Annotated in this window: 23 protein-coding genes; 12 read left to right on the forward strand and 11 right to left on the reverse strand. The window is 40.2% G+C overall.

All coding sequences use genetic code 11. From position 1 onward, the window contains the following. Positions 1-43 precede the first annotated feature (43 nt). The 4 genes from GUA46_RS07580 (at position 44) to GUA46_RS07595 (ending at position 6,060) form a co-directional block, all read left to right on the forward strand. Positions 44-2,449, forward strand: a complete 2,406-nt coding sequence (locus GUA46_RS07580) for a TonB-dependent receptor (protein ID WP_229418467.1) — start codon at positions 44-46, stop codon at positions 2,447-2,449. Positions 2,450-2,452: 3 nt separating this feature from the next. After that, positions 2,453-3,301, forward strand: coding sequence for a DUF4249 domain-containing protein (locus tag GUA46_RS07585; protein WP_176619977.1), 849 nt, complete (start codon positions 2,453-2,455; stop codon positions 3,299-3,301). A 117-nt stretch (positions 3,302-3,418) separates the two neighbouring features. After that, positions 3,419-4,582: a vWA domain-containing protein gene (locus GUA46_RS07590; RefSeq protein ID WP_176619978.1), complete on the forward strand. Its 1,164-nt coding sequence runs from the start codon at positions 3,419-3,421 to the stop codon at positions 4,580-4,582. Between the two features lie 8 nt (positions 4,583-4,590). Then, on the forward strand, positions 4,591-6,060 hold the full coding sequence (locus GUA46_RS07595) for a magnesium chelatase (protein ID WP_108246066.1): 1,470 nt from the start codon (positions 4,591-4,593) through the stop codon (positions 6,058-6,060). Between the two features lies 1 nt (position 6,061). Here the strand turns inward: GUA46_RS07595 and GUA46_RS07600 are convergent, their stop codons facing one another. The 3 genes from GUA46_RS07600 to epsC all read right to left on the reverse strand — a co-directional run bounded on the left by GUA46_RS07600 (position 6,062) and on the right by epsC (position 8,365). Next, positions 6,062-6,544 (reverse strand): hypothetical protein, encoded by a 483-nt coding sequence (locus tag GUA46_RS07600; RefSeq protein WP_176619979.1) that lies wholly within the window; start codon positions 6,542-6,544, stop codon positions 6,062-6,064. Between the two features lie 152 nt (positions 6,545-6,696). After that, positions 6,697-7,581, reverse strand: a complete 885-nt coding sequence (gene cysM / locus GUA46_RS07605) for a cysteine synthase CysM (protein ID WP_176619980.1) — start codon at positions 7,579-7,581, stop codon at positions 6,697-6,699. Further along, entirely contained in the window at positions 7,574-8,365 is a 792-nt protein-coding gene (epsC, locus tag GUA46_RS07610; protein WP_108246063.1) for a serine O-acetyltransferase EpsC, read from the reverse strand. Before epsC ends, cysM begins: the two co-directional genes overlap by 8 nt. A gap of 92 nt (positions 8,366-8,457) precedes the next feature. Between epsC and GUA46_RS07615 the strand changes: the two genes are divergently transcribed. Then, on the forward strand, positions 8,458-9,141 hold the full coding sequence (locus GUA46_RS07615) for a DUF2461 domain-containing protein (protein ID WP_176619981.1): 684 nt from the start codon (positions 8,458-8,460) through the stop codon (positions 9,139-9,141). Here the strand turns inward: GUA46_RS07615 and GUA46_RS07620 are convergent. Next, positions 9,127-9,540 carry a glyoxalase gene (locus tag GUA46_RS07620; protein WP_176619982.1) on the reverse strand — a complete coding sequence of 138 codons (414 nt, stop codon included), beginning with the start codon at positions 9,538-9,540 and terminating at the stop codon, positions 9,127-9,129. The genes GUA46_RS07615 and GUA46_RS07620 overlap by 15 nt on opposite strands. A 310-nt stretch (positions 9,541-9,850) precedes the next feature. On the opposite strand from GUA46_RS07620, the gene GUA46_RS07625 reads away from it, so the two are divergent. Together GUA46_RS07625 and GUA46_RS07630 are read left to right on the forward strand one after the other, a co-directional pair. Further along, positions 9,851-10,750: a DUF72 domain-containing protein gene (locus GUA46_RS07625; protein WP_176619983.1), complete on the forward strand. Its 900-nt coding sequence runs from the start codon at positions 9,851-9,853 to the stop codon at positions 10,748-10,750. Positions 10,751-10,920: 170 nt separating this feature from the next. Continuing rightward, positions 10,921-11,340: an acyl-CoA thioesterase gene (locus GUA46_RS07630; RefSeq protein WP_176619984.1), complete on the forward strand. Its 420-nt coding sequence runs from the start codon at positions 10,921-10,923 to the stop codon at positions 11,338-11,340. On the opposite strand, the gene GUA46_RS07635 is transcribed toward GUA46_RS07630, so the two are convergent. Beyond that, entirely contained in the window at positions 11,337-12,623 is a 1,287-nt protein-coding gene (locus GUA46_RS07635) for a dipeptidase (RefSeq protein WP_176619985.1), read from the reverse strand. The genes GUA46_RS07630 and GUA46_RS07635 overlap by 4 nt on opposite strands. 128 nt (positions 12,624-12,751) lie before the next feature. On the opposite strand from GUA46_RS07635, the gene GUA46_RS07640 reads away from it, so the two are divergent. The 3 genes from GUA46_RS07640 to GUA46_RS07650 are packed head-to-tail and all read left to right on the forward strand — an operon-like array spanning position 12,752 to position 14,109. Next, entirely contained in the window at positions 12,752-13,531 is a 780-nt protein-coding gene (locus GUA46_RS07640) for a hypothetical protein (RefSeq protein ID WP_176619986.1), read from the forward strand. Positions 13,532-13,543: 12 nt separating this feature from the next. Further along, complete coding sequence (locus GUA46_RS07645; RefSeq protein ID WP_176619987.1) at positions 13,544-13,897, forward strand: hypothetical protein; 354 nt, start codon at positions 13,544-13,546, stop codon at positions 13,895-13,897. A 59-nt stretch (positions 13,898-13,956) separates the two neighbouring features. After that, the gene (locus GUA46_RS07650; RefSeq protein WP_176619897.1) at positions 13,957-14,109 is read left to right on the forward strand and encodes a hypothetical protein; all 153 of its coding nucleotides are present in this window, start codon (positions 13,957-13,959) and stop codon (positions 14,107-14,109) included. Positions 14,110-14,309: 200 nt separating this feature from the next. On the opposite strand, the gene GUA46_RS07655 is transcribed toward GUA46_RS07650, so the two are convergent. Further along, on the reverse strand, positions 14,310-15,173 hold the full coding sequence (locus GUA46_RS07655; RefSeq protein ID WP_100818963.1) for a sigma-70 family RNA polymerase sigma factor: 864 nt from the start codon (positions 15,171-15,173) through the stop codon (positions 14,310-14,312). 241 nt (positions 15,174-15,414) lie between these two features. Here GUA46_RS07655 and GUA46_RS07660 point away from each other — a divergent pair, with 241 nt between their 5' ends. After that, a complete protein-coding gene (locus GUA46_RS07660) occupies positions 15,415-16,926 on the forward strand; it encodes a DEAD/DEAH box helicase (protein WP_176619988.1) in 1,512 nt (503 codons plus the stop codon). 62 nt (positions 16,927-16,988) lie between these two features. Continuing rightward, positions 16,989-18,230 (forward strand): glycosyltransferase, encoded by a 1,242-nt coding sequence (locus GUA46_RS07665; protein ID WP_176619989.1) that lies wholly within the window; start codon positions 16,989-16,991, stop codon positions 18,228-18,230. Here GUA46_RS07665 and GUA46_RS07670 read toward each other — a convergent pair. The 5 genes from GUA46_RS07670 to GUA46_RS07690 form a co-directional block, all read right to left on the reverse strand. Beyond that, on the reverse strand, positions 18,227-19,267 hold the full coding sequence (locus GUA46_RS07670) for an agmatine deiminase family protein (RefSeq protein ID WP_176619990.1): 1,041 nt from the start codon (positions 19,265-19,267) through the stop codon (positions 18,227-18,229). The two genes, GUA46_RS07665 and GUA46_RS07670, sit on opposite strands and share 4 nt — an antisense overlap. A gap of 1 nt (position 19,268) precedes the next feature. After that, entirely contained in the window at positions 19,269-20,156 is an 888-nt protein-coding gene (locus GUA46_RS07675) for a carbon-nitrogen hydrolase (RefSeq protein ID WP_108246051.1), read from the reverse strand. 60 nt (positions 20,157-20,216) lie between these two features. Continuing rightward, a complete protein-coding gene (locus GUA46_RS07680; RefSeq protein WP_176619991.1) occupies positions 20,217-21,977 on the reverse strand; it encodes a serine hydrolase in 1,761 nt (586 codons plus the stop codon). 269 nt (positions 21,978-22,246) lie between these two features. Further along, positions 22,247-22,831 (reverse strand): porin family protein, encoded by a 585-nt coding sequence (locus GUA46_RS07685; RefSeq protein WP_176619992.1) that lies wholly within the window; start codon positions 22,829-22,831, stop codon positions 22,247-22,249. A 129-nt stretch (positions 22,832-22,960) separates the two neighbouring features. Further along, positions 22,961-24,388, reverse strand: a complete 1,428-nt coding sequence (locus GUA46_RS07690) for a prolyl oligopeptidase family serine peptidase (protein WP_218109529.1) — start codon at positions 24,386-24,388, stop codon at positions 22,961-22,963. Positions 24,389-24,452: the final 64 nt, after the last annotated feature.

Raw genomic sequence — 24,452 nt, forward strand, 5'->3', positions numbered from 1 at the left:
ATGATGTTGAAAAATTGAAGTACAACCATCAAAACATCAAAAAATGAACAGTAAGTCACAATTAAACCCAATAATCAAGTGTACCATTTGGTTATTGTGGTCTTTATTTTTGGGCTGTATGTCTGCCATAGGGCAGACCAGCCACACCATTAGCGGTACCATTACCGACAAAAGCAATGGGGAGACCTTGTTCGGTGCCTCTGTATTCTTGAGCGGGACTACAATTGGCGGGGTTACCAACGAATATGGATTTTACTCCGTTACCGCTCCCGAAGGAAAATATATATTGAGCATTTCATACATGGGCTATAATGAGCTCAACATTGAGATTGATTTGAATCATGACATGGTATACGATGTGGAAATTTCAGAATTCTCGACCGCATTGGAGGAAGTGGTCGTAATGGCAGATGAGCCAGAACGGGTCATATTGCGAAAACCTGAAATGAGCGTGGTAAAGATGAACATAGGCACCGTGAAACAAATGCCTGTGGTATTGGGAGAACTGGATGTATTGAAATCCCTTCAAATGTTGCCAGGGGTCACCAATAATGGAGAAGGTACGGGTGGATTTCATGTGAGGGGCGGTGCACAGGACCAGAACCTTGTGCTTCTGGATGAGGCCATTATATACAACACTTCGCATATGTTCGGGTTCTTCTCTGTATTCAATGCGGATGCCATCAAGGATGTAAAACTCTACAAAGGAGGTATTCCTGCTAGCTTTGGTGGCAGGGTATCTTCCGTACTGGATATTCGACAGAAGGATGGGAACAGTAAAAATTTTGAACTGAACGGGGGAATCGGGGTCATTTCGAGTAGGTTAACGGCCGAAGGTCCCGTATTTGGAGACAAAGGATCCTTTTTAATTGCTGGCCGCCGTTCCTATGTAGATTTGTTGCTCAAAGCCGCAGGCGATGAAAATAGTGTAAGTTTTTATGACCTGAACCTAAAGACCAATTATAGTATCAATCGCAACAACAAGCTTTTCTTGAGCGGTTATTTTGGTCGCGATGCCTTTAAACTGGGAAGCAGTTTTGACAGTAGTTATGGAAATTCCACAGGAAATCTACGTTGGAACCACATTTTTAACGACAGGTTGTTTTCCAATCTTTCGGCCATTTTAAGTAGATATGACTACGATCTGGAGTTTGCACAGGATGAATTTGAATGGCTGTCGTCCATCACCAACTACAACCTTAAATACGACTTTAAGTATTATTTGAGCGACGCCTTTAAACTGGATTTTGGTGCCAATGGTATTTATTATGATTTCAACCCAGGAGAAGTAAACCCTACTGCCGAAACATCGCCCGTAAATCCATTAAAGTTAGATCAGAAAAAAGCCTTGGAAAGCGGATTGTATGTCAGTGCGGAACACAAACTCAGCCCCAAGCTTACAGCACAGTATGGCCTGAGGTACAGTGCATTCTCACGGTTTGGAGGGCAGCCCATCAGCACTTATGCAAACGATCGGCCCGTAGTGTACAATCCTGAACTGGGCATTTATGAGCGTGGTGAAGCAACGGGGGAGACCAATTTTGACAAAGGTGATGTTATTGAAACTTTCGGCAATATTGAACCTCGGGTTTCATTGGCTTACCTGCTCAACGAGGAATCATCCATAAAAGCAGGATATTCACGTACCGCCCAATACATTCATTTGTTGTCCAACACATCATCCGTAACCCCTTTGGATGTCTGGACACCCAGTGGACCTTTCATAAAACCACAGTTGTCCAATCAGTATGCTTTGGGATACTTTCACAATTTTAAGGACATGGTGTATTCGCTCGAAGTAGAGACCTACTACAAAACCGTTGATAACCGAATCGACTATATAGATGGTTCCGATTTGATTGGTCAAAATACCATTGAGACCGAAATTTTGAATGGCGAAATGCGGGCCTATGGATTGGAACTCCTGCTTAGAAAGAACGAGGGTGATTTTACGGGATGGATTGCCTACACCCTTTCCAAATCGGAGCAACGAACCTTGGGAGGAACGGCTGGAGGTCCCGGAATCAACAACGGAAATTGGTATAATGCTTCTTTTGATAGAACACATGACATCTCCTTATCGGGAGCGTATCAATTGAACGATCAATGGAGCTTTGGGACCAATCTGGTTTTTCAATCTGGTAGACCCGTAACTTATCCCAATGGGCAATATGTTTACGAGGATTTGTCCATAGCAAGCTACTCTCCCAGAAATTCGGATCGTTTACCAGCCTACCATCGGATGGATGTTTCCATCAATTACAAACCCAGAAAATATCAGAATAAACGGTTTAAGGGCGAATGGGTGTTCAGTGTTTATAATCTGTACAGTAGAAAAAATGCCTCTTCTATCTCCTTCGGTCAAAATCTGGAAACTGGGGCCAACGAAGCTACCCGAACAGCCATTTTTGGTATAGTACCCTCATTGACCTACAACTTTAAATTTTAAATCATGAAGACATTGAAAAAAATCATATTGGGGATTACCGCCATCATTTTCGCCTCATGTGAGGACGTAGTGGATGTGGAAGTCCAGGAAGGACCAAAACGATTAGTGGTAGAAGCATCATTGGATTGGGAAAAGGGAACGGACGGAAATGTACAGACCATCCGATTGAGAGAATCCACTCCGTTTTTTAATACCAATACCAACACGGAGGTAACAGGTGCCTCTGTTGTGGTGACCAATGATGACAATGGAGCAATCTATAATTTTGAAGATCAGGGCAACGGAGAATACCTTACCATGAATTTTGAACCCATTCTAGGGCAGACCTATTCCCTGAGGATTGAATATAATGGTGAGGTATATACCGCAGAGGAGACCATGACCCCTGTGACGGATATCACCAATGTTTTTCAGGACCGTAAAGATGGTTTTGATGATGAAGTATTGGAAGTACACGTGGTATTTACCGATCCAGAGGAAGTAGGGAACCATTATCTTTTCAAATTTCAACGGGAAGGTGATTTGCTGCCTGATTTGGAAGAAGGGAAAGATGAATTCTTGAATGGCAACGAGATTGATTGGTGGTACGAAATTGAGGAGGATGATAATACGGACATAGAACCCTTTAAGCCCGGCGATGTGGTGAACATAGGAATGTACGGAATTTCCAAATCCTATTATGATTATATAAAGATACTCATCTCCCAATTGGGCGGTGTTGGTCTTTTTGAGTCGACACCAGTCGATGTGAAAGGCAACTGTATCAATATTACAAATCCTGAAAACTATGCCTTTGGGTATTTCAGGTTGTCACAGGTGGTGAAAACGAGTTACACTTTTGTAGAAGACTAGTTTAAGTTGGTTGGATGCCAAGCGTCGAGTTTCTAGGGCTCGGCGCTTTTTTAGTTTATAGCGTTAAGTTTTTTCTAAACGTTTAGTCATTACAGCGAAATGCCGTAAATTTATGTGATGGCTATGAATACAAGAAAAGGGTTTCGTTTTACCAATTACGAAGCTCCGGACCAAACTCCGTTCGAAAAACTCTTTGAGATTTTTCAAGAACTAGTAACCCACACTTCGGGTGATGTGGAGGAGGCTCTGGACTGGCTCCGTGAATTGGACAAAGAATACGAACTTACCGACGACGATTACACAATTGATGACTTTATCGAAGACCTCAAGTCCAAAGGATACATCCGTGAGGAATTTGACATGGATGGCCCTCAGGGCGGCGAAGGTGAAGAAGGCGATGAGAATGGAGGGGGCAGAAGTCTTTCCGTAACAGCCAAGCTCGAGCGAATGCTACGTCAACGGGCCTTGGACCAAATCTTCGGTAAAATCAAACGTAGTGGTTCTGGTAACCACAAAACAGGGAAATCAGGCAAGGGCGACGAGCACACTGGTGAGTTCCGTGAATACCGTTTTGGAGACTCATTGGAGCATATCAGTATGACAGAAAGTCTAAAAAATGCACAAGTCAATCACGGATTGGATAACTTTTCGTTGAGCGAAAAGGATTTGGTAGTGGAAGATACCATGCACAAAGCCCAGATGAGCACGGTGTTGATGATCGACATAAGCCATAGTATGATTTTGTACGGCGAGGACAGAATCACACCTGCCAAAAAAGTGGCAATGGCACTTGCCGAACTCATTACGACCCGTTATCCAAAGGATACCTTGGACATTTTGGTGTTCGGAAACGATGCCTGGCCTATTCCGATTAAGGATTTACCTTATTTAAGAGTAGGACCGTATCATACTAATACTGTTGCAGGGTTACAATTGGCGATGGATATGCTCCGGAGAAAGCGGAACACCAATAAGCAGATTTTTATGATCACGGACGGAAAACCTTCATGTTTACGGCTTCCCAACGGTGATTATTACAAAAATAGTGTAGGGCTGGACGAATATATTGTTGAAAAATGCTACGCAATGGCCCAACAGGCCAGAAAGCTTCATATCCCCATAACCACCTTTATGATTGCAGAAGACCCCTATCTGATGCAATTTGTGCGTGAATTTACTAAGGCGAACAAAGGGAAAGCTTTTTACACAGGCCTAAAAGGTTTGGGCGAAATGATTTTTGAAGACTACGAACAAAATAGAAAAAGAAGAATAAAAGGATAACACAACATATGAAATTGGACCACACCAAAATCACAACACTAGGTGAATTAAAATCAACTAGTTATACAAGTAAAAGTATTAAAGACGAACTCAGGGAGAATCTATTGGAAAAAATTTCCAACGGAGAACAGGTGTTCGAAGGTGTCTGGGGTTACGAAAATTCGGTGATTCCTGAATTGGAAAGGGCCATCTTATCTCGTCACAACATCAATTTACTAGGATTGAGAGGGCAAGCAAAAACACGTTTGGCCCGTTTAATGGTTCAACTGTTGGATGAATGGATGCCCATTGTGGAAGGTTCTGAAATTCACGATGATCCATTGGAGCCTATTTCCAGATACGCCACCGAGCTCATCAAAGAAAAAGGAGATGATACTCCTGTGAGTTGGATACACCGAAGCGAACGTTTCTATGAAAAATTGGCCACGCCAGATGTTACGGTAGCGGATTTGATAGGAGATGTGGACCCCATTAAAGCGGCAAATCTTAAATTGTCCTACGCCGATGATCGTGTGATTCATTTTGGAATGATACCGAGGGCCAATCGCTGTATTTTTGTAATCAACGAACTTCCCGACCTTCAAGCAAGAATTCAAGTGGCCTTGTTTAATATACTGCAAGAGGGGGATATACAAATTAGAGGGTTTAAACTTCGGTTGAATTTGGATATTCAGTTTGTGTTTACTGCAAACCCAGAAGATTATACCAATAGGGGTAGTATAGTAACCCCCTTGAAGGATAGAATTGGTTCACAAATTTTGACCCATTATCCTGAAACCATCGAGATTGCAAAGAAAATCACCAAGCAAGAAGCACGGCTCGATAAGCGCCAATCTGATTTTGTTTATGTTCCTGAAATTGCGATGGATTTATTGGAACAAATCAGTTTTGAAGCACGAAACAGCGAGTATGTAGATGCCAAGAGTGGGGTAAGTGCCCGTATGAGCATTACGGCTTTTGAAAATTTATTGAGTACAGCCGAGCGCAGGGCCATTGTTGCTGGGGACAAAAAAACTACCGTTCGTTTGAGCGATTTTATGGGGGTTGTGCCTTCCATCACTGGAAAGATAGAACTGGTTTATGAAGGAGAGCAGGAGGGAGCAGGTTCCGTTGCAGAGAGTTTGATAGAAGATGGTGCAAAATCATTGTTCCCTAGTTATTTCCCAAAAATCGAAAAGCTTCAGCGCAAAGAAGAAGAAAACGAATACGACGAACTGGTAACTTGGTTTTTTGAAGGTGAAGGTTTTGATTTATTGGACGATGAAAAAGAAGCCGATTATAAATCCAAGTTAGATTCCATCGGTCCCTTGAACAATCTAATGAAGGAATATCAACCAGATGCTTCAAAAGAAGACACGTATTTCCTAAAAGAACTGGTACTTTGGGGGTTGGTTGCCCATAAAAAACTGAGCAAACATCGATTTCAACAAGGCTATCAGTTCAAAGACCTCTACGGAAGCTATATCCGTGGACTGTAAACTATTGCCAAATATTTAGGTTGTCGTTATAATTTTCAAAATTATAAATACCAACATATCGCTTTCTCAACCAGAAAGTATAAAGCGTTAGAATAGGTAAAATACTGTAGAGTACCACGGAAAGAGTAGCCATTGGTTTAAAAGTAACAGGGATTACGTGCTCTCCATAGGTTTTTATGGAATTTAAAATTGTAATACTGTCATAAATCTTGAAGACATATACTATCATAATGGCGTAAAGTATGTACTCGATATTGCGCATCTTAGGATCCGGCAACTCATCTTCGGTAATTTTAAACCAAACCACATATAGATAGATAAAATGTACAGAGGTCAGTAAGGGAAATATGTAGTTGTCCGGTTTTGTAAAGTAGAATTGATTGGTGTAAACCCCATAAAAATTAAGTAAAACCAATGATAGCAAAACCACTACACTGGCAAGAACGTTTCTTTTCCAAGTGATTATTTTTGACAGTGCATCCATACTATCTTGATATTTAAGGACTTTGACAACATAAAGAACGAAGATTCAGAACTCCTATTTCAAAGAAATCGACAATCGGCAAATAATGTTGGACAATACGAAAAATCCGATGTAAAAACCTGAAAAATGGATGCTAAAAAGTACTTTCTTACCTAATCAAAAAGATCTGAAGACAAATAGCGGTCACCACGATCGCAAACTATAGATACAATTGTACCGGTTTCCAAGGTTTCGGCCAAGCGAAGTGCAACGGTTGCGGCTCCACCACTGCTCATACCGGAAAAAATTCCCTCTTCTTTTGCCAATCTTTTTGCCATTTCGGTGGCTTCCTGTTCGCTGACCTCCATTACGGTATCTACCTTTTCTGGATTGAATATTTTTGGAAGATATTCCTTAGGCCATTTTCGGATACCCGGGATTTTGGAATCGTCGGTAGGTTGCACACCAACAATCTGGACATTTGGATTTTGTTCTTTTAAATATGTGGAAGTTCCCATTATGGTGCCCGTAGTACCCATACTGGATACAAAATGGGTGATTTCCCCATTGGTATCCCTCCAAACCTCAGGGCCTGTGGTTTTATAGTGCGCTTTCCAATTGTCGTCGTTGGAAAACTGGTTCAACATTTGGAATCCTTCTTCCTTGACCTTGGCCTCGGCATAATCCCTAGCACCTTCAATCCCAACATCGGCAGGAGTCAAAGTCACTTTTGCTCCATAGGCTCGCATGGTCTGCACCCGTTCTTTGGTAGAGTTTTCGGGCATTACCAATTCAATATCCAACCCAAAAAGACCAGCAATCATGGCCAAGCCAATACCGGTGTTGCCACTGGTGGCCTCTATCAATTTGGTTTCCTTTGTAAAATCGCCGCGTTCAAGCCCGCTCTTTATCATATTGTAAGCTGGGCGATCCTTTACGCTTCCTCCGGGATTGTTCCCTTCAAGCTTAAACAAGATTTTTACATTTGGATTGGTATTCAACACTTTGGATTCCACCATTGGGGTGTTTCCGATAAGATCTAGTATGCTGTTAGACATTTGGGGTTGTCTTTATTTTAATTTCTGGTTTGTGATAAACGGTTGAGTTAGGGGGGACGGAGGCTGTTATCCAAGCATTACCCCCAATGACGGAGTTAGCGCCAACAATGGTATCTCCGCCTAAAATAGTGGCATTTGCGTAGATGGTCACGTTGTTCTCTATGGTGGGATGACGTTTGGTTTTCTCTAAGTTTTTTGCCACATATAGCGCACCTAAGGTAACGCCTTGATAAATCTTCACGTTATCATGGATTATAGCGGTTTCTCCGATTACAACTCCCGTTGCGTGGTCGATAAAGAAGGACTTTCCGATTTTAGCTCCAGGGTTAATATCTACACCGGTCTGTCTATGCGCATATTCGGTCATCATTCTAGGAATCAATGGTACCCCTTCTTCATAAAGTTCATGTGCCAATCTATAAATGGCGATGGCATAAAAACCGGGGTAGGCCATATAAATTTCCTGAAGGGAAAGAGAGGCAGGGTCACAATTCAATATGGCCTCTGCGTCTAAATTTAGATTTTCCAGAATCTGTGGCAGATGGCTCACATAATTGCCCCAAAGTTCTTCATTGGGCTTCTCCAAATCCCAACATGCCATATCCATCAGCTGATTGAATTTATTCTCCAATAGCTCCAAGTTTACGGCAACTGGTGTGTTAGCATCAAATAGGGTATAAAAAAGTGTGTCTGTGAAATCCTCTGTCTCCTGCTTTAATCTATAATCCAGGTAAGGCAGTTTTTTGTGCCTATTGAGTTCAGCGATGATTTTATCCTTGTCCATACTGCTCTGTATTGTCTTAAAATTAGACAAATCCTTACCATGCGAAGGTATAAAAGGCTAACTTTAGTTTAAAAATAACATATTATCGACATATGGCGTCTAATATTACAATATCCAAAGGAGTTTTTGATTTTCTGAAAGAGCTAAAAAGGAACAACAACCGGGATTGGTTTGAAGCACATAAAACTGATTTCAAAAAACATCAGTCCGAGGTAAAGTCATTTCTAGAAGCTGTAAAGACAAACTTAAACCACCATGATGATATTGAAAAAATGAAGCTGTTCCGGATTTACAGAGATGTACGGTTTTCTAAAGACAAAACACCCTACAAAAGTCATTTTGCAGGGTCTTTTTCCCGACTGGGGGCACACTTACGGGGCGGTTATTATATTCACTTAAAACCAAGCGAGTCCTTATTGGCTACGGGATTCTGGGACCCGAACAAGGAAGACCTGTTTCGTATTCGAAAAGAACTGGAAATGGATGCGGACGAGTTCCGTAAAGTCATCAATCAAAAAGAATTGAAAGAAACTTGGGGTGAATTGCGTGGTGATGAATTAAAAACGGCACCCAAAGGTTTTGACAAGGAACACCCAGATATTGACTTGATTCGAAAAAAACAGTTTGTATTTGTTCGGAATCTTACAGATAAAGAAGTGCTGTCCCCTTCTTTTTTGGATGAAGTGGACAAATCCTTTAAGTCCATTCGCCCTTATTTTAATTTGATGAGCGAAATCCTCACCACCAACTTGAATGGAGAATCAATTTTGGAATAGGGCCTCTTCTTCCAGAAGCTGTATTTGGTCTTTTAAGCGTTCCACCACCATGTTCATCATGCGTTTGTTGAGTGCCGAAGAGTTGGTGATATAGTCGCGGTACTCTTCTACGGTGAATTGACCGATGACCATTCCTTTTAAAGAGTTTCTGAATTTGATGTCCTTTTGGATGGCCCTTTCTATATACTCCATCTTTTTCTCCAGAGAAAGTTCGTAAAAAGCTCCCTTGTGCTTGTTCGCATAGTTCTTGAAAGCCTCTACTAATAAATCATTTTGGAGTTTGATTACAGGACGTAAGGTTTTGTTTTGAAAATGCTCATCAAAACCCATTTGGCTGTTAAAATGTGATGATTTAATGGTGGGACGAATGTCCAATCGACGGTCGGATGCTGAATCCATGGCTGTGATTTTTAATAAAATTACAGAATGATGAATCGTGGACTTTTGATTTTGAGAATAGTTGTCAACGAGGTTATGAACAACCATATTTAACACCAATCAGATAACTTTAGAACAACTTGGATACCCAATATACTATAAGGCATATTAAACAGATTGAAAATTCGGTCAGAACCCAATATCTGAATAGTTTAGGTAATTTAGAAGGTATATGAAAATGAAACATGTTTAAATATACTGAAAAATGAGCAAACTATATTAAATCATACTAGAGACCAAAACCTTATTTTTATAACAAATTGAATTGATCATGAAATTCGGAAAAGTAGACCACCCAGAAAACATAGATTTCACCATACCACCCGACCACCCAGATACCCCGGTAGTTTTATCAAACTCTAAAACAGGGACAGAGACCAAAGTGTATGTGGGCTGCGCCAAATGGAACCGGCAAGATTTGAAGAATTTCTATCCAAGGGGTACAAAGGACGAATTGGAATACTACTCCTCCCAATTCAACTGTATTGAGCTCAATGCTACATTTTATCGTATCTTTCCAGCCGAACAATATGAAAAGTGGCGCGACAAAACCCCTGATGGCTTTAAGTTTTTCCCGAAAATGACCAACGAAGTAAGCCATCTTCGTCGCATGAACGACAAAGTTTATGAAATCGCGGATAGGTATTTGGAAGTAACCTCTTTACTTGGGGACAAGCTGGGTACCATCTTTTTGCAGATGCACAACAATTTCGGACCGAAAAACTGGGATAGGGTAGTGCGCTTCGTAGAATATTGGCCCAAAGAGTTTCCGTTGGCCATGGAGTTTAGGCATACGGATTGGTTCAATGATGACAAGGTGGCGCAAGAGCTTTATCACTTACTGGAAGAGAATAATATCTCCAACGTTTTGGTAGATACCGCCGGAAGGAGGGACCTTATGCATATGCGGTTGACCACAAATGAAGCTTTTATTAGATATGTAGGCGCAAACCATAAATCAGATTATCCCCGTTTGGATGATTGGATAGAACGTTTAAATTCTTGGAAAGCCATGGGATTGGAGAACATTCACTTTTTTGTGCATCAAAACCTTGAACTCGAATCTCCTTTGCTATCCGCTTATTTTATTGAGCAGTTAAATGCTAAATTGAATTGTAATTTGCATATACCAAAGACTACTTTACCACCCCAAAAAGGTTTGTTCGATTAAAATAGCACAAATTGATCAAGTTTAAAATCTGGAGCATTTAAAATTATTTACTCAATATTTGCTCTCCATGAAATATTTCAAATTCGTAATTCGCATAAATTAAAGGTTTTATCAAGAAAATCTTCAAAGGATTCCGCTAACTTTGTACTTGAATTATAAAAGTTTCAACTATGCGATTTCATTCACGAAAATGGGTAAAGCCAGAAGATTTGAATGCCAATGGAACTCTTTTTGGAGGCAAGGTCCTAGCTTGGATAGATGAGGAGGCGGCATTGTACAGTATTATACAGCTTGAAAACAAAAAAATCGTAACCAAATATATGTCCGAAATCAATTTTATGAGCACCGCCCACGAGGGGGACATCATAGAAATTGGCATCGAAGTGATAAAATTCGGGGTCACCTCAATTTCGCTCAATTGTGAAGTTAGAAATAAGATGACCCACGAAAGTATTGTTACCGTAGACAATATTATTATGGTAAACTTAGACGAGAACGGTAATCCAAAGGCCCACGGTAAAACAAAAATAGAATACGTTAAGGACCGACTTGCCAAAAAAGAAAAAGAAGAGCAAAAAGCCACTTCTTAGTTCATTGTTTTGGCGACCGCTTGAACTTCATCCAATACCCTTAATAGATTTTCGCCCCATAATTTGGCAATTTCTTCTTCGGTATAGCCTCTTTTTACGAGTTCCAAGGTTACGTTGAAGGTTTCGGATGCATCCGACCAACCTTCAATACCGCCTCCGCCATCAAAATCGGAGCTGATGCCCACGTGGTCAATACCTATCAATTTGACCATGTAGTCGATATGGTCCACAAAATCGGATACGTTCACCGCAGGTGGCACGTTGGGGTCGGTTTCGGCCAATTCTTCGCCGATATTTCTGATTTTTCCGTAATTGGCAAAGAACTCTTCGCGCTGTTCATCGGTCAAAGAACCAAATTGTGAGCGATCGTACCAAGCAACACCTAAGGAATCGGCCACTTTTTTGTACACCTCCGTCATGTAGGCGGAGCGTGCTTCATGTTTCTCGGTATTCAAGTAAGAACTAAAAGCTACGGTTTGCACAACACCTCCGTTTTCCTTCATCAACATCAATTGCTCATCGTCAAGATTACGGCTATGACCGCAAAGTGCTCTAGCCGAAGAGTGTGATGCAATTATAGGGGCCTTTGTAAGCTCGATCATTTGTTTCATCGCTTCTTTAGAAGGATGGGAAACATCTATCATCATTCCAACACGGTTCATTTCTGCAACCGCTTCTTTGCCAAGGTCGCTCAAACCATTATGAAGCCAAACACTATCTTGTTCGCCTGTATTGGAATCGCTCAATTGGCTATGGCCATTGTGTGCCAAGGACATATATCGGGCGCCACGCTTTTGGTATTCTTCAATTTTAGAAAGGTCTTCGCCAATTGGGTAGGCATTTTCCACACCGATCATGGCCACTTTTTTGCCTGCGGCCACAATTCTTCTCACATCATCAGAGGTCAGGGCCAACTCAATCTCGTCAGAAGCAATTTCCTCACAAAGTTTGTGGATAGCCTCGAATTTAGAAATTGCATTCTCAGAGGCTTTGGCATAACCCTCGGTTGTTAAGGTGTCTTGACCTGTGTATACTATTAACCAAGCTACATCGAGACCACCCTCTTTCATTTTGGGTATGTTTACCTGGGTATCCAAATTCTGAGTGTAGTTGATACTGTCTGTAAAATTCTGAACGTTGATATCGTCATGAGTATCGATGGTAATCACAGAGTCGTGAATTCGTTGCGCTTTCTCTTCCAAGGTTTCTTCGGTCTTTTCTTGTTTTTTCTCCCCGCAGGAAATCAATAAGGTAATACTAAGGAATAGATAAAAATATTTCATGGTTGGTTTTTTTACACATACAAATAACGCAATTTGACAACAATATCCGAATGCTACGGAACAATAAATTGTAATCCCTCAGTTTAATCAACATTTTTAATGTGATTAATAACCATTAACGCAAAAAATTGGGAACACGCGAATTGTTAACGTATCTGGAAAAGCTTGAAATAGGTTTGAGTTCTTTTTCTTATGAAGAATTGGGAGTAGTTGAGGCCGGAGAACTTAAAAAGACTTTTGAAATGTTCAAGTTTGGACTTGAAAGCAAAGTTTTTGGGATTTCCGAAATGAAGCAGCTCGAAGACCTATATAGAAATGTAGGCATCCAAGGTTCTGATAGCAAATCGTTTACTGCCCCGAATGACAGCGAAATTTTGATGCTTATAAAGTCCTTGGAGGATACAAATCTTTCTGAACCACAAAAAAGTATTGTGGAAGAGATTAAGAAAAGAATACAGAACATACAAGAGAAGCCTCAAGATCAGAATAAAAATACAGAACGTATGTCAACCGATTTTGAATTTATAGAGAAGAGCCTTCAAGCTGGTTTTTCTTCCCAGAAGATTGATCTCCAACCCGTTTTGGAGGATTGCATGGGGCAAATGGATTTGTTGGAGGAACTAGTTCGCATGTTCAAACAGAACATTTTTGAGTTTGTTGGAAGTGCCAAAGTCAATCTAATGAACGAAAATTATACTGAGCTTGAGCTTTCCTGCCAAAAAATAATGCCTTCATTGCGTATGCTGAACACTTCGGGACTTTTGGAAGTGACCCAACAAATTTCAAGGTTGTGCAAAACGGATAGGGATAAAAAACACCTTGACTTTTTGTACGATCAATTTCTCCAAGAATATCCACGCATTCAAGAGCAAATAGATTTTGAAATGGAGATATTCCGTACAATCTAACACACAATCAAGATGGAAAACAACCAACTGCCCGAATACCTTCAAAGTATATTTTATCCTTTGTTCCAACATACGGAAGACTTGGAGTGCCAATTAATGTTATTGGATGAAATGTTGAAGGTAGGGGATAGGAAAGAGATACCTTTCCTTTCTGAATTGGAATCCCATCATAATCCAAAAATCAGTAACAAGGCATTTGCCGTTAAAAACGAACTGCAGTCAAAATTGGGCGTGTTGTCCGATGCGGAACGAAGAAGATTGCCCATGAATCTTTGTTTTATTTATGACGAGTTCAATATTAGGCCGAGCAAAATAGACAACGAACTTGATTTTGAAGTTGAACTCGATATTTTAAATATGAAATAAAAACGTTTCACTTCATAATTTGATATGTTCACCACAATTTGTGAAAGCAACATAATGTTATGTGTGAAACTGCGTTATACCTAAAAACCCCCGAACCAAAACCAAAGATTACCATGTTATACGATACCTACGGAGAAGAGTACTTAGCCTTTTTACAAGAACTCAACGAGATTTTGACAGTAAACGAACTTGCCGAACTTGATTACCTATAAGCCAACAACCCAAAACTTATTACCATGAAAAACCCAAACAAAGAAAACGCCGCTTACTTGAATTTTATTCAAGATTTGAAAGACATGCTCACCGACTTTGATATTAGTCTTTTGAGCAAGCAATGATGTTTATGTGTATATCATGGAAAAGGGGATGTTGTAAAAAAACATCCCCTTTTCTATTTTATTAACTGTCTTGCTTATCCAAGATAGGACTTCAAGATTTTACTTTTTGATGTATGTCTTAATTTTCGAATGGCCTTCTCCCGAATCTGACGGACACGTTCCCTAGTCAAATCAAATGTACTTCCTATTTCTTCCAACGTCATGGACGGTTGGTCGCCTATACCGTAGTATAACCGTACCACATCGGCCTCTCTTGGCGACAAAGTGTCCAAAGCCCTGTTTATCTCTGTGTTCAGAGACTGGTGCATCAGCCCTTTGTCTGGTTTTGGGGAATCCCCGGCATTTAGAACATCGTATAGATTGGAAGTTTCACCTTCCTTTAATGGCGCATCCATAGATACGTGTCTACCTGTATTTTTCAATGATTGCTTCACTTCGGAAACCGTCATGTCCAATTCTTTGGCTATCTCTTCTGGGGATGGTGGACGTTCATGTGCCTGCTCCAGATATGAAAATGTCTTTTTTATTTTATTTATAGACCCAATTTTGTTCAATGGCAAACGTACCACACGGGACTGCTCCGCCAAAGCTTGCAGAATGGACTGGCGAATCCACCAAACAGCATAAGAAATAAATTTAAAACCACGGGTCTCATCAAAACGTTTGGCTGCTTTTACCAATCCAACGTTTCCTTCATTGATCAAATCCGGGAGCTTTAACCCTTGGTTCTGGTACTGTTTTGCAACGGACACCACAAACCTTAAGTTTGCATTGGTCAATTTTTCCAAAGCAGCTTGGTCTCCGGCCCTGATCTTCTGTGCTAGCTCAACTTCTTCTTGCGCGGTGATCAAATCAATCTTACTGATGTCCTGCAAGTATTTGTCAAGTGATTTGGATTCACGGTTCGTGACCTGTTTGATGATTTTTAGCTGCCTCATTCTTGTATCTGGTTTACTAGTGTTATAAACTATCATTATACATTATAATATGCATTTTTCCAAGTCCAAAATGTTATTGTTATCAAAATGTTATGAGCAAATAAGCAATTCACAAAAAAAGACGTGATATTTTAATTGTTAATACAATTTTGATAGAAAAGCCAAGAAGGATTGGTCTCAAGCGCAAAAAACCCCTAATTTTGTAGGGTTTTTTATTTAACAATCCATAACGCATTTCCCTTTGGAGGTAAACAAAAAAGTCAAGAAGAAAACATTATACGGTTATCAGGAAGAAGACCTGAACAAAATCTTCACCCAACTGGACGAGCTTCCGGAGGGTACTAACATTTTGTACCAACTACCAACAGGAGGCGGAAAAACAGTGGTGTTTTCTGAAATCACCCGCAGGTTTATCGAGCAGACCGGAAAAAAGGTAATGGTACTTACACACCGGATAGAGCTTAGCAAACAAACTTCCAAAATGCTCAAGGGATTTGGAGTAGCCAACAAAGTCATCAACAGTGAAGTCAAAGAGCTTTATGATCAGGATGATTACATGTGCTTTGTTGCCATGGTGGAAACCTTGAACAACCGTTTACAAGAAGAAAAAGTCAAAATCAACAATATTGGCTTGGTCATTATCGATGAAGCCCACTACAATTCCTTTAGGAAACTCTTTAAATATTTTGACAAGGCCACCATTTTGGGAGTAACGGCCACTCCATTGAGTTCCAACATTAAACTCCCAATGAAGGACAATTATAAGCATTTGATTATTGGTGAGTCCATACAATCGTTGATCGATAAAAATTTCTTGGCCAAGGCCAACCTATACAATTACGATGTTAGCCTACGCACCCTAAAACTGGGCATTAATGGGGACTATACCGTAAAATCTTCTGATGAGTTCTACAGTGCCCACAGTATGCTCGGTAAACTGCTCACAGCTTACGAGGAGATTGCCAAGGGCACAAAAACGTTAATTTTCAACAACGGTATCAACACGTCCCTGTACGTTTATGAGACCTTTAAAAAAGCAGGCTATAACGTTAGGCACTTGGACAATAAAAACACGGCCACGGAGCGAAAAGAGATTCTGGAGTGGTTCGCGGAAACCCCCGATGCCATATTGACCTCAGTTAGTATTCTCACCACAGGTTTTGATGAACCTACGGTTGAGAGCATTATTTTGAACAGGGCCACAAGATCACTCACCTTGTATTTCCAAATGATTGGTAGAGGCTCTAGGGTTCTTCCAAACAAAAATGAGTTCAACGTAATCGATATGGGTAACAATATTGCGCGTTTTGGCCCATGGGATGCGCCGATCGATTGGCAGGAAATATTCCATTTTCCGGACTTTTATTTGGAGAACATTAAAAATGATGAGGAAATCGAGCGTGATTTTGTTTATGAGATGCCAGACGAGCTTCGTGCTAAGTTCAGTAACTCGAACAATATCTCCTTTGATGTAAAAGAGGAATACAAAAAGATTTTCGCGCAGGGCAAAAAATCAAAATTGGTCCTTGAAAAAAGTATTGAGCAGCACGCTCAAATATGCGTGGAAAACAGTGAGGACGTATTCGATGCCCGAATTTTGGCCAAAGAGCTCAAAGATGAAATTCAGTATCGGGTCAAGCAGTATTCGTACTGCATCATGAATAACACAAAAAACTACAAAGAGTGGCTGGAGGAGGATTATGAACGTAAACTGCGCTCGAGTATTTCCAAAATGTTTGCGGCCAAAATGTAAATCTAGATTATTGAATTCTAACGTAGTACTTTTACCCTTTACCTATGTACCTGTAATTTAGTATGTCAAAAAAACTCCTTGTCATTGGGTCTGTATGGCCAGAGCCGACCACTACTGCTGCCGGCTGTCGTATGCAACAATTGTTGGGAGCATTTTTAAGATTTGGTTACAACATCACCTTTGCGAGTAAGGCAAGCAGAACGGAGTATAGTCTGGATTTGGGAAAATTTGGAGTCGTCGAAGTTGCCATTCAACTCAACGATTCGAGTTTTGATGATTTTATTAAAAAACTTTTGCCCAACATTGTCATTTTTGACCGCTTTATGGTCGAAGAGCAATTTGGATGGCGAGTCGCTGAATTTGCCCCAAAAGCGTTGCGCATCCTCAATACAGAAGATTTACATGCTTTGCGAAAGGCCAGGGAAGAAGTTCAAAAAAAACAAAGTTCCTTTGTAATCGATGATTGGAAAAACCATCCAATGACCTTACGGGAAATAGCCAGTACCTATCGTTGTGACCTTAGTCTAATAATTTCCACTTACGAAATGGAGATTTTACAAAAAGAACTACATATTCCATCGGAGTTACTCATGCATTTACCTTTCATGATCGATGCTTCGGCCATATCCAGGAAAAAGTTTACCTCTTTTGAAGATAGACAAGGCTTCGTAAGCATTGGCAATGGTAAGCATAGCCCGAATATTGATGCTGTTAAAGTTCTAAAACAAGAGATATGGCCTAGCATACGAAAAGAATTACCTGACGCTGAAATTCACATTTATGGTGCATACTTACCTCAACAAGTGAGTCAAATGCACTATCCAAAATCAGGATTTTATGTGAAAGGATGGACCGAAAATGTAGATGTCGTGCTCAATAAGGCAAAAGTACTGTTGGCACCCTTACAGTTTGGAGCTGGTATAAAGGGGAAACTAATGGATGCCATGCGAACTGGAACGCCCAGCGTAACTACCACGGTAGGTGCAGAAGGTATGCACAAAGACCTTCCTTGGAACGGCGCTATCACAAATAACTGGAAAGAGTTTGCCCAAATCTCCGTAAAACTTCATCAAAACAAAGACTTATGGGAAACAGCTCAAGAGCAGGGGCTCGAACTTCTTCAAACTATGTATGATGGAGCATTTTTACAAGACCGACTGGAGGAGCGAGTGAACCACATACGCAGCGTGTTGGAAACTCACCGTAAACAAAATTTTATTGGAAAGTTGCTACAGCATCAAACCATGATGAGCACCAAGTACATGGCCAAATGGATTGAGGCAAAGAATAAAAGTTGTACCTAAACGGGTATTTGCTGGCTTAAACAGTGCAAAGTTCCGAACCCCCATATTAAATCAATGGCATTTATTGGAATTACTTCTCTATCCTTAAATACCTCTGACAAGATATTTAAAGCTTCACGATCACGACTATCATTAAAGGTTGGCACCAAAACAGCTTTGTTCAAAATCAAGAAATTGGCATAACTGGCTGGTAATTCAAGACCATCGAATTCCAAGCGATGGGGCATTGGCAGCTCGATAATCTTTGGTGATTTTCCATTTTCCAACTTCGCCTGCTTCAAACGCTTCAAATTTTCTTGTAGCGGAACATAATTGGATGCTTTGGGGTCATTTTCAACCACGGTTATGATAGTTTCTTCATCTACAAATCGAGCTAAATCATCAACGTGTCCGTGTGTATCATCACCTTTGATACCATCTTTCAACCATATGGTATGGGTAACCCCAAAATATTCCTTAAAAATGGCCTCATAATCTTCTTTGGTAAAACCTTTGTTTCTTACCTGAACCTTAGGGTCCAAAAGGCATTCTTCGGTAGTGATCAAGGTGCCCTTACCGTTCACATCGATGGCTCCGCCTTCCAAAACAATGGGCTTGCCTTTATACACTGCCCTTTCAACAGGAATATTTAAAAAATCCGAGACCTTTTTGGGCACGTGTTTATCCAGTTTGTAATTGGTATATTTTGCCCAACCATTAAAGTTAAAGTTGATTGCTTTCCGTTTCTTTCCATTTTTAACGATGATGGGGCCCGAATCCCTCATCCAACTCCGGTTGGTCTTGTGCACGATAAAGGAAACTTTCTCCATGTTAACGTGCGCCGCGCCCAGCAAACCATGTACTTTATCCTGAAGCTTTTCTGATGAAACCACAAGAATCACCTTTTCAAATTGCGAAACTTTTTTGATGAATTCCACAAAGGCCCATTGAATGGCTCCGTATTTACCTGGCCAATCGTTACCATTATGTGGGAAACAAAGCAAAATGCCCTCTTGCTTTTCCCATTCTGCGGGGAATACCCAATTTTCCTTCTTCATATTAGTCGATGGCACGTTTGGTAATGGAACCGTACATATCTATACGCCTGTCCCTGAGGAACGGCCAATTTTGCCTTACATTTTCCTGAAGATCTAAATCTACTTCGGCCATTAATATTTCTTCCTGATCATTGGATGCTTGCGCCAAGATCTCTCCTTGGGGGCCACAAATAAAGGAGGATCCCCAAAATTCGATACCATTAGTGTCCGGAAGATATTTTTCAAGCCCGATTCGGTTGGCGGCGGCCACATAGACCCCATTTGCAACGGCGTGTCCTTTCATTACATTCATCCAAGCACCGTGCTGCTTTTCACCAAATTCCTCTTTTTCCTGGGGATGCCAGCCAATGGCAGTAGGGTAGAAGAGTACTTCCGCTCCTTGCAAAGCCGTTAATCTTGCAGCTTCCGGATACCACTGGTCCCAACAAATCAAGGTACCTATATTTCCTTTTTTGGTCGGAATGTTCTTGAACCCGAGATCTCCTGGGGTGAAATAGAATTTTTCATAGAAATGTGGATCGTCCGGAATGTGCATTTTGCGATATAGTCCGGCCTCTGTTCCGTCCGTATCGATTATGTAGGCACTGTTATGGTACACTCCGGCCATTCGTTTTTCAAAAAACGGAACTATTATGACCACACCGAGTTCTTTTGCCAACGCACTAAACGCCTTGAAAGAAGTGCCATAAAGTGGTTCCGCTAACGCAAAGTTCTCCGTGTCCTCGCTCTGGCAAAAATAATGGCTACTGTACAGTTCGGGCAATAAAATGACCTCGGCCCCTTTACTTGCTGCCTTTTTTACCCATTCGGTACATTTGACCAAATTGTTTTCGGGTGTGTTGTCCAGGTTTAATTGTATTACCGATATGATATACTTTTTCTTTGCCATACTCTTCTGAAAAATTCTATTATGTTCTAGTAAAGATACTTGTAATGTTATAAAAGTGGGTCATTTTTTATCGTACGGAATATAATTTTCCCACTCCCAGGGTGTGTAAGTATCCATCAGAATAACCTCTAGTAATTCCTTGAAGATACTGTTCCCGTTCTCAAAATTGGTCATAATCATTATTCCTTTTCCAGTTTCTGGAAATAAAACGGAATGGTGTACAAATCCACTGCCATGCCCTTCCTTAAAAACAGCTTTTCCGTAAGGTGTTTCAAAATAACCCCAGCCAAGACCATACCCAAAATTGATGTCATCATATTTATCCGTGATTTTGCCTTCACCTTCATAAAACTGCTTTTCGGTCTTAATTCTGATATGTGGGGCGAAAATTTCTTCGTAGGATTCCTTACTGATCAATTCTTGGTTGAGCACAGCGGTGAGAAATTTGGTGTAATCTTTGGCAGTCGTCTCCAGAGTACCTCCACCCCGGGGCTCATTGTCCTTATCCTTTTTAAGTGCTTTCGCATCTTCATCGTGGCCCAATGCAAAATCCTTGTCAAATCTGGTTTTCCACTCGTAGGCGGAATTTTTCATGTCCAGAGGCTCAAATATGTATTCTTGAGCCAACTGTTCCAGACCTTTGCCCGTTAACTTCTCCAAAACCACTTGTAGATAAATGAAACCTTCGCCACTATATCCGAATTTGGTGCCGGGTTCCCAATGGGTGCGGAGTTTATAATCCTCTTCAAACCATCGATAATTTTTAAACCCGGTGGTGTGGGTCAGGCACATTCTAGCAGTTATTTTGGTGTAGAGCGAGTCCTCCTTAAGACTTGAAAAATCGTCGTGCCAACTTGTTTGGGGTTCGTATTCATATATTTTTTGTGGCAAGTAAGATTCAAGCGGTGTATCCAGGTCAATAACACCTTGCTCAACCAATTTCATCACCAAAACACCAAATACCGCTTTGCTAAAGGATGCCCCATAAATGTTGGTGGAATCGGTAAATGGTATTCGGTTTGGATAATCTTTATAACCAAATACTTCTTTATAGACAGGTTGGTTATCGTTAAAAACTGATATGGCAGTACCGTATATATTGGCATCTTCCATCAATTGGTGGATTTTGGCAGTTACAGAGTCCTTGGTTATCACAGAACTGTCCAAACGCTCGATGGTTTCTAGTTTTTGAGCAGTACAACTGCCCATTAGCGCCATGCCCATCAAAGCCATCAAAACAAATGTTCTGCTTTTCTTCAATCTGATAAATGGAATGGAGAACGGATAGTAACATTTATTTTTTTGTACTACATACACGATGTTGAACAGCATTATTCCAATACAAATCGGTACCACTGAAATGAAAATGAAAATGAAAAAGCCCCACTTTTCAATAGTCAGTAAGCTTATAAAAGACAAAATCGCAAGTATCAATACGGTAATCTGAAAATTAATGACCTTGATGCCATGTTCATTGTACACAGGATTATCTTCCCGCTTGTGAATCCACAGAAAAAGTGGAATCAACACATTTAATAGTGGTAAGATCAACCCGGCCAAGGGTGTTGCATGCATCAAGAGCAACCATTTCTTTTTTACGGTTTCTTCTTTTGGATCATCCAAAGCAACAAGCTCATCCACTTCAATATCTAGCGCAATGGCCAAAAGTTTGATGGTATTTAGGTGGGGGGAGACCTCTTCCTTTTCTATTCGTTGGATGGTTCGTACGGTTACATTGGTTCTGTCTGCAAGTTCTTCTTGGGAATAACCTTTAATTTTTCTCTGATATTTTAATCGTTCCCCGATTGATGAATTGTTCATGATATATGATTTTTAGTTCGGGAACAAAGTTATCGTAGCATGCATGACAGCGCCACGACATTTAGATGTCACCTTAGTGTCATACCCTATAAAAACAGTACCTAATGAGCATTATTTTGAATCCAGTTGAACTTTGTGGATGAATTTAACCTGAAAGACTAAAATTACCCAACAAATAAATCATTAAAGCATTTTAAGCATAAAAAAACTCCATCTAAGTGAATAGATGGAGTTTCCCATTTTCTTTTTCAATTTTTTGTACAGTTCTTTTAGAACATAAATCCAAGGCCTGCGGACCAAACGGAGTTATGAACATCGACGTCCTCGATCATTTCGGAAAAACCGTAAGAATATCTTCCTTGGATAAAAAATCCAGATGGGAATTTATATTCTACACCGGCGGTTCCCTGAAAATCAAAGCTGTTGATGGAATCTGAGTCAAAATCACCAGAATCTTCCCCTGGATCAAAATCAAGTTCTTCGTTCACTTTAAAACCAAACTGTGGGCCACCGTGAATGTTAAGTCCATCTGCTATATAAAACTTTAAAAGCACAGGAACTTGTATGTAGTCTACCTGAAACTGTGCATCTGGAGTATTGGGTTCATCGGTAATATCAAAACCTTGTGCAGAATAAAACACCTCAGGTTGCAACGACACATGGTCGGACAATGGCGCTTCGGCCAACAAACCTAAATAAAATGATGTTCTTGAATCTGGACTATCAAAATCATCACCTGCAACGGTGGCAAAATTGGCACCACCACGCACTCCTAGTTGTACATTGTTCGTATTCTGCGCAAAAGAGGTAAATCCTATAAACAGGACACCTAATAAAATCAAATTCTTTTTCATGATATAAATATTTTGGGGTTTCTAATCCATCACGAAAGTAGAATGGAAGTAATTTGGGGGTTGATGCATACCAAGAAAATATTGACGCTAAAAGTCAGACATCTGATTTTTAGAAGGAAAAACAGGCCTTTATTTTTTAAGTTGCTTTAATCGATCAATGGCATTGGGATTTTGAGGGTTCAATGCCAGAGACTCTTCAAAACTCTCTATGGCCTTTTTCTTCTCACCAAAGAACAAATATCCTTCACCCAAGCTATCATAGAGGTTTGAAGAATCCGGATAAAGTGTTGTTGCCAATAAAAATACGTTTATTCCCTGCAATGATGTTTTTGGATTGAAAACAAGTTGTAATCCGAGTATGTTTAAACTACCCTCTGGAATTTCGAACGAAGGATACATCGCTACAATTGAATCATGTAGTTGTATTAAGTTTTCATAGTTTTGGTTTGAAGCCAACTGATTAAAATCCTGAAACGAGAATGTTTGCTTTGTTGGTTGTTTGATTTTCTGAGTTATCAGTTTTTTCCCCACCCCATTGTTTTCTGGCCTGTTTTCAATGAACCCCATTGCTTTTTTATTCTTATTCAAAGTAGCTTCTAAAAAATTCAAGGTGTAAATCGCAGCCCATTTGTACGATTCCATAATTTCAGAATCGCTTTTGTCCTGTCTTTCATCTCTATTTGCAAAAAGGACTCCCAATGTGCTGAAGTAGCTATGTGTCAGATTATGAAACCTCAACCGATACACTTTGCTGTTTGTTATGCTATCATATAATTGAAATACAGTATTTAGTTCGAAATCAATCTTATCTTCCTTTAAAACTGTTTCAGGAATTTCTTTCTGAGCCATATGAATGTACGGAACGTCTACTTTTTTAGAATCAAAAAATGGGGATTGCTCCAGTAATCCATATTGATATCTTTCTGTACCATCAAGGCTAACGATTGCTTTTATATTGTCGTTACGATTTTGCACTATGATATTTGATAGTCCCCCAAAGCTGAACCCCATTAGAGCAATCTTTTCATAATCCACAAAAGAAAGTTGCCCTATTTCCTTGATCAAAAACTCCGCATCCCTAGCCTGTGTTTCAATTTCCTTGGCATTATTGCTGCTGAACCAGCGAGTTTCCGTTCCTCTACTTGGGCTTGATATGACCACAAAACCGTTACTTGCCAAATATTCACAAAGCATAAAATTTTCAATGGAAGACGCTTGAAAACTTGGCCTATAGATGACTACTGGGAATTTTCCATTTGCAAATTCCACATTTGCATAAGCAGTAGATTCTTCTATAAGATGTTTTTGATTAGCGGGGGTATTTTGATAATAAAACCAATTCAATATTTGATCATTGGGCAGATGTTCCCATTCTTCCTCTTCTTTTAAAATTTCAAGATAATCTAAGACCGTCAGCGGTTCAACATCATCTACATTTTGTTGGGCTGGATACCATATACTTACTGGAATCGGTCTTTCTATTTTTTTATTGGTGTAGTCATATATTCTACTGTAAGTTCTTGTGCTATCATAGGCCTTATAATGTTGAAATCCCACTTTGAATTTTCCATTATTAAGGTCGATTTCTTTAAGAGAGGTTTGAGAAACTATTGAAGTGGTT

The sequence above is a fragment of the Flagellimonas chongwuensis genome, from assembly GCF_013376415.1.
Taxonomy (GTDB): Bacteria; Bacteroidota; Bacteroidia; order Flavobacteriales; family Flavobacteriaceae; genus Flagellimonas; species Flagellimonas chongwuensis.

What these genes read in the sequence shown, in the direction of transcription:
- GUA46_RS07580 (WP_229418467.1), top strand. Translation starts at nt 44, where the DNA reads ATGAACAGTAAGTCACAATTAAACCCAATAATCAAGTGTACCATTTGG.
- GUA46_RS07585 (WP_176619977.1), top strand. Translation starts at nt 2,453, where the DNA reads ATGAAGACATTGAAAAAAATCATATTGGGGATTACCGCCATCATTTTC.
- GUA46_RS07590 (WP_176619978.1), top strand. Translation starts at nt 3,419, where the DNA reads ATGGCTATGAATACAAGAAAAGGGTTTCGTTTTACCAATTACGAAGCT.
- GUA46_RS07595 (WP_108246066.1), top strand. Translation starts at nt 4,591, where the DNA reads ATGAAATTGGACCACACCAAAATCACAACACTAGGTGAATTAAAATCA.
- GUA46_RS07600 (WP_176619979.1), bottom strand. Translation starts at nt 6,544, where the DNA reads ATGGATGCACTGTCAAAAATAATCACTTGGAAAAGAAACGTTCTTGCC.
- cysM (WP_176619980.1), bottom strand. Translation starts at nt 7,581, where the DNA reads ATGTCTAACAGCATACTAGATCTTATCGGAAACACCCCAATGGTGGAA.
- epsC (WP_108246063.1), bottom strand. Translation starts at nt 8,365, where the DNA reads ATGGACAAGGATAAAATCATCGCTGAACTCAATAGGCACAAAAAACTG.
- GUA46_RS07615 (WP_176619981.1), top strand. Translation starts at nt 8,458, where the DNA reads ATGGCGTCTAATATTACAATATCCAAAGGAGTTTTTGATTTTCTGAAA.
- GUA46_RS07620 (WP_176619982.1), bottom strand. Translation starts at nt 9,540, where the DNA reads ATGGATTCAGCATCCGACCGTCGATTGGACATTCGTCCCACCATTAAA.
- GUA46_RS07625 (WP_176619983.1), top strand. Translation starts at nt 9,851, where the DNA reads ATGAAATTCGGAAAAGTAGACCACCCAGAAAACATAGATTTCACCATA.
- GUA46_RS07630 (WP_176619984.1), top strand. Translation starts at nt 10,921, where the DNA reads ATGCGATTTCATTCACGAAAATGGGTAAAGCCAGAAGATTTGAATGCC.
- GUA46_RS07635 (WP_176619985.1), bottom strand. Translation starts at nt 12,623, where the DNA reads ATGAAATATTTTTATCTATTCCTTAGTATTACCTTATTGATTTCCTGC.
- GUA46_RS07645 (WP_176619987.1), top strand. Translation starts at nt 13,544, where the DNA reads ATGGAAAACAACCAACTGCCCGAATACCTTCAAAGTATATTTTATCCT.
- GUA46_RS07650 (WP_176619897.1), top strand. Translation starts at nt 13,957, where the DNA reads ATGTGTGAAACTGCGTTATACCTAAAAACCCCCGAACCAAAACCAAAG.
- GUA46_RS07655 (WP_100818963.1), bottom strand. Translation starts at nt 15,173, where the DNA reads ATGAGGCAGCTAAAAATCATCAAACAGGTCACGAACCGTGAATCCAAA.
- GUA46_RS07665 (WP_176619989.1), top strand. Translation starts at nt 16,989, where the DNA reads ATGTCAAAAAAACTCCTTGTCATTGGGTCTGTATGGCCAGAGCCGACC.
- GUA46_RS07670 (WP_176619990.1), bottom strand. Translation starts at nt 19,267, where the DNA reads ATGAAGAAGGAAAATTGGGTATTCCCCGCAGAATGGGAAAAGCAAGAG.
- GUA46_RS07675 (WP_108246051.1), bottom strand. Translation starts at nt 20,156, where the DNA reads ATGGCAAAGAAAAAGTATATCATATCGGTAATACAATTAAACCTGGAC.
- GUA46_RS07680 (WP_176619991.1), bottom strand. Translation starts at nt 21,977, where the DNA reads ATGAACAATTCATCAATCGGGGAACGATTAAAATATCAGAGAAAAATT.
- GUA46_RS07685 (WP_176619992.1), bottom strand. Translation starts at nt 22,831, where the DNA reads ATGAAAAAGAATTTGATTTTATTAGGTGTCCTGTTTATAGGATTTACC.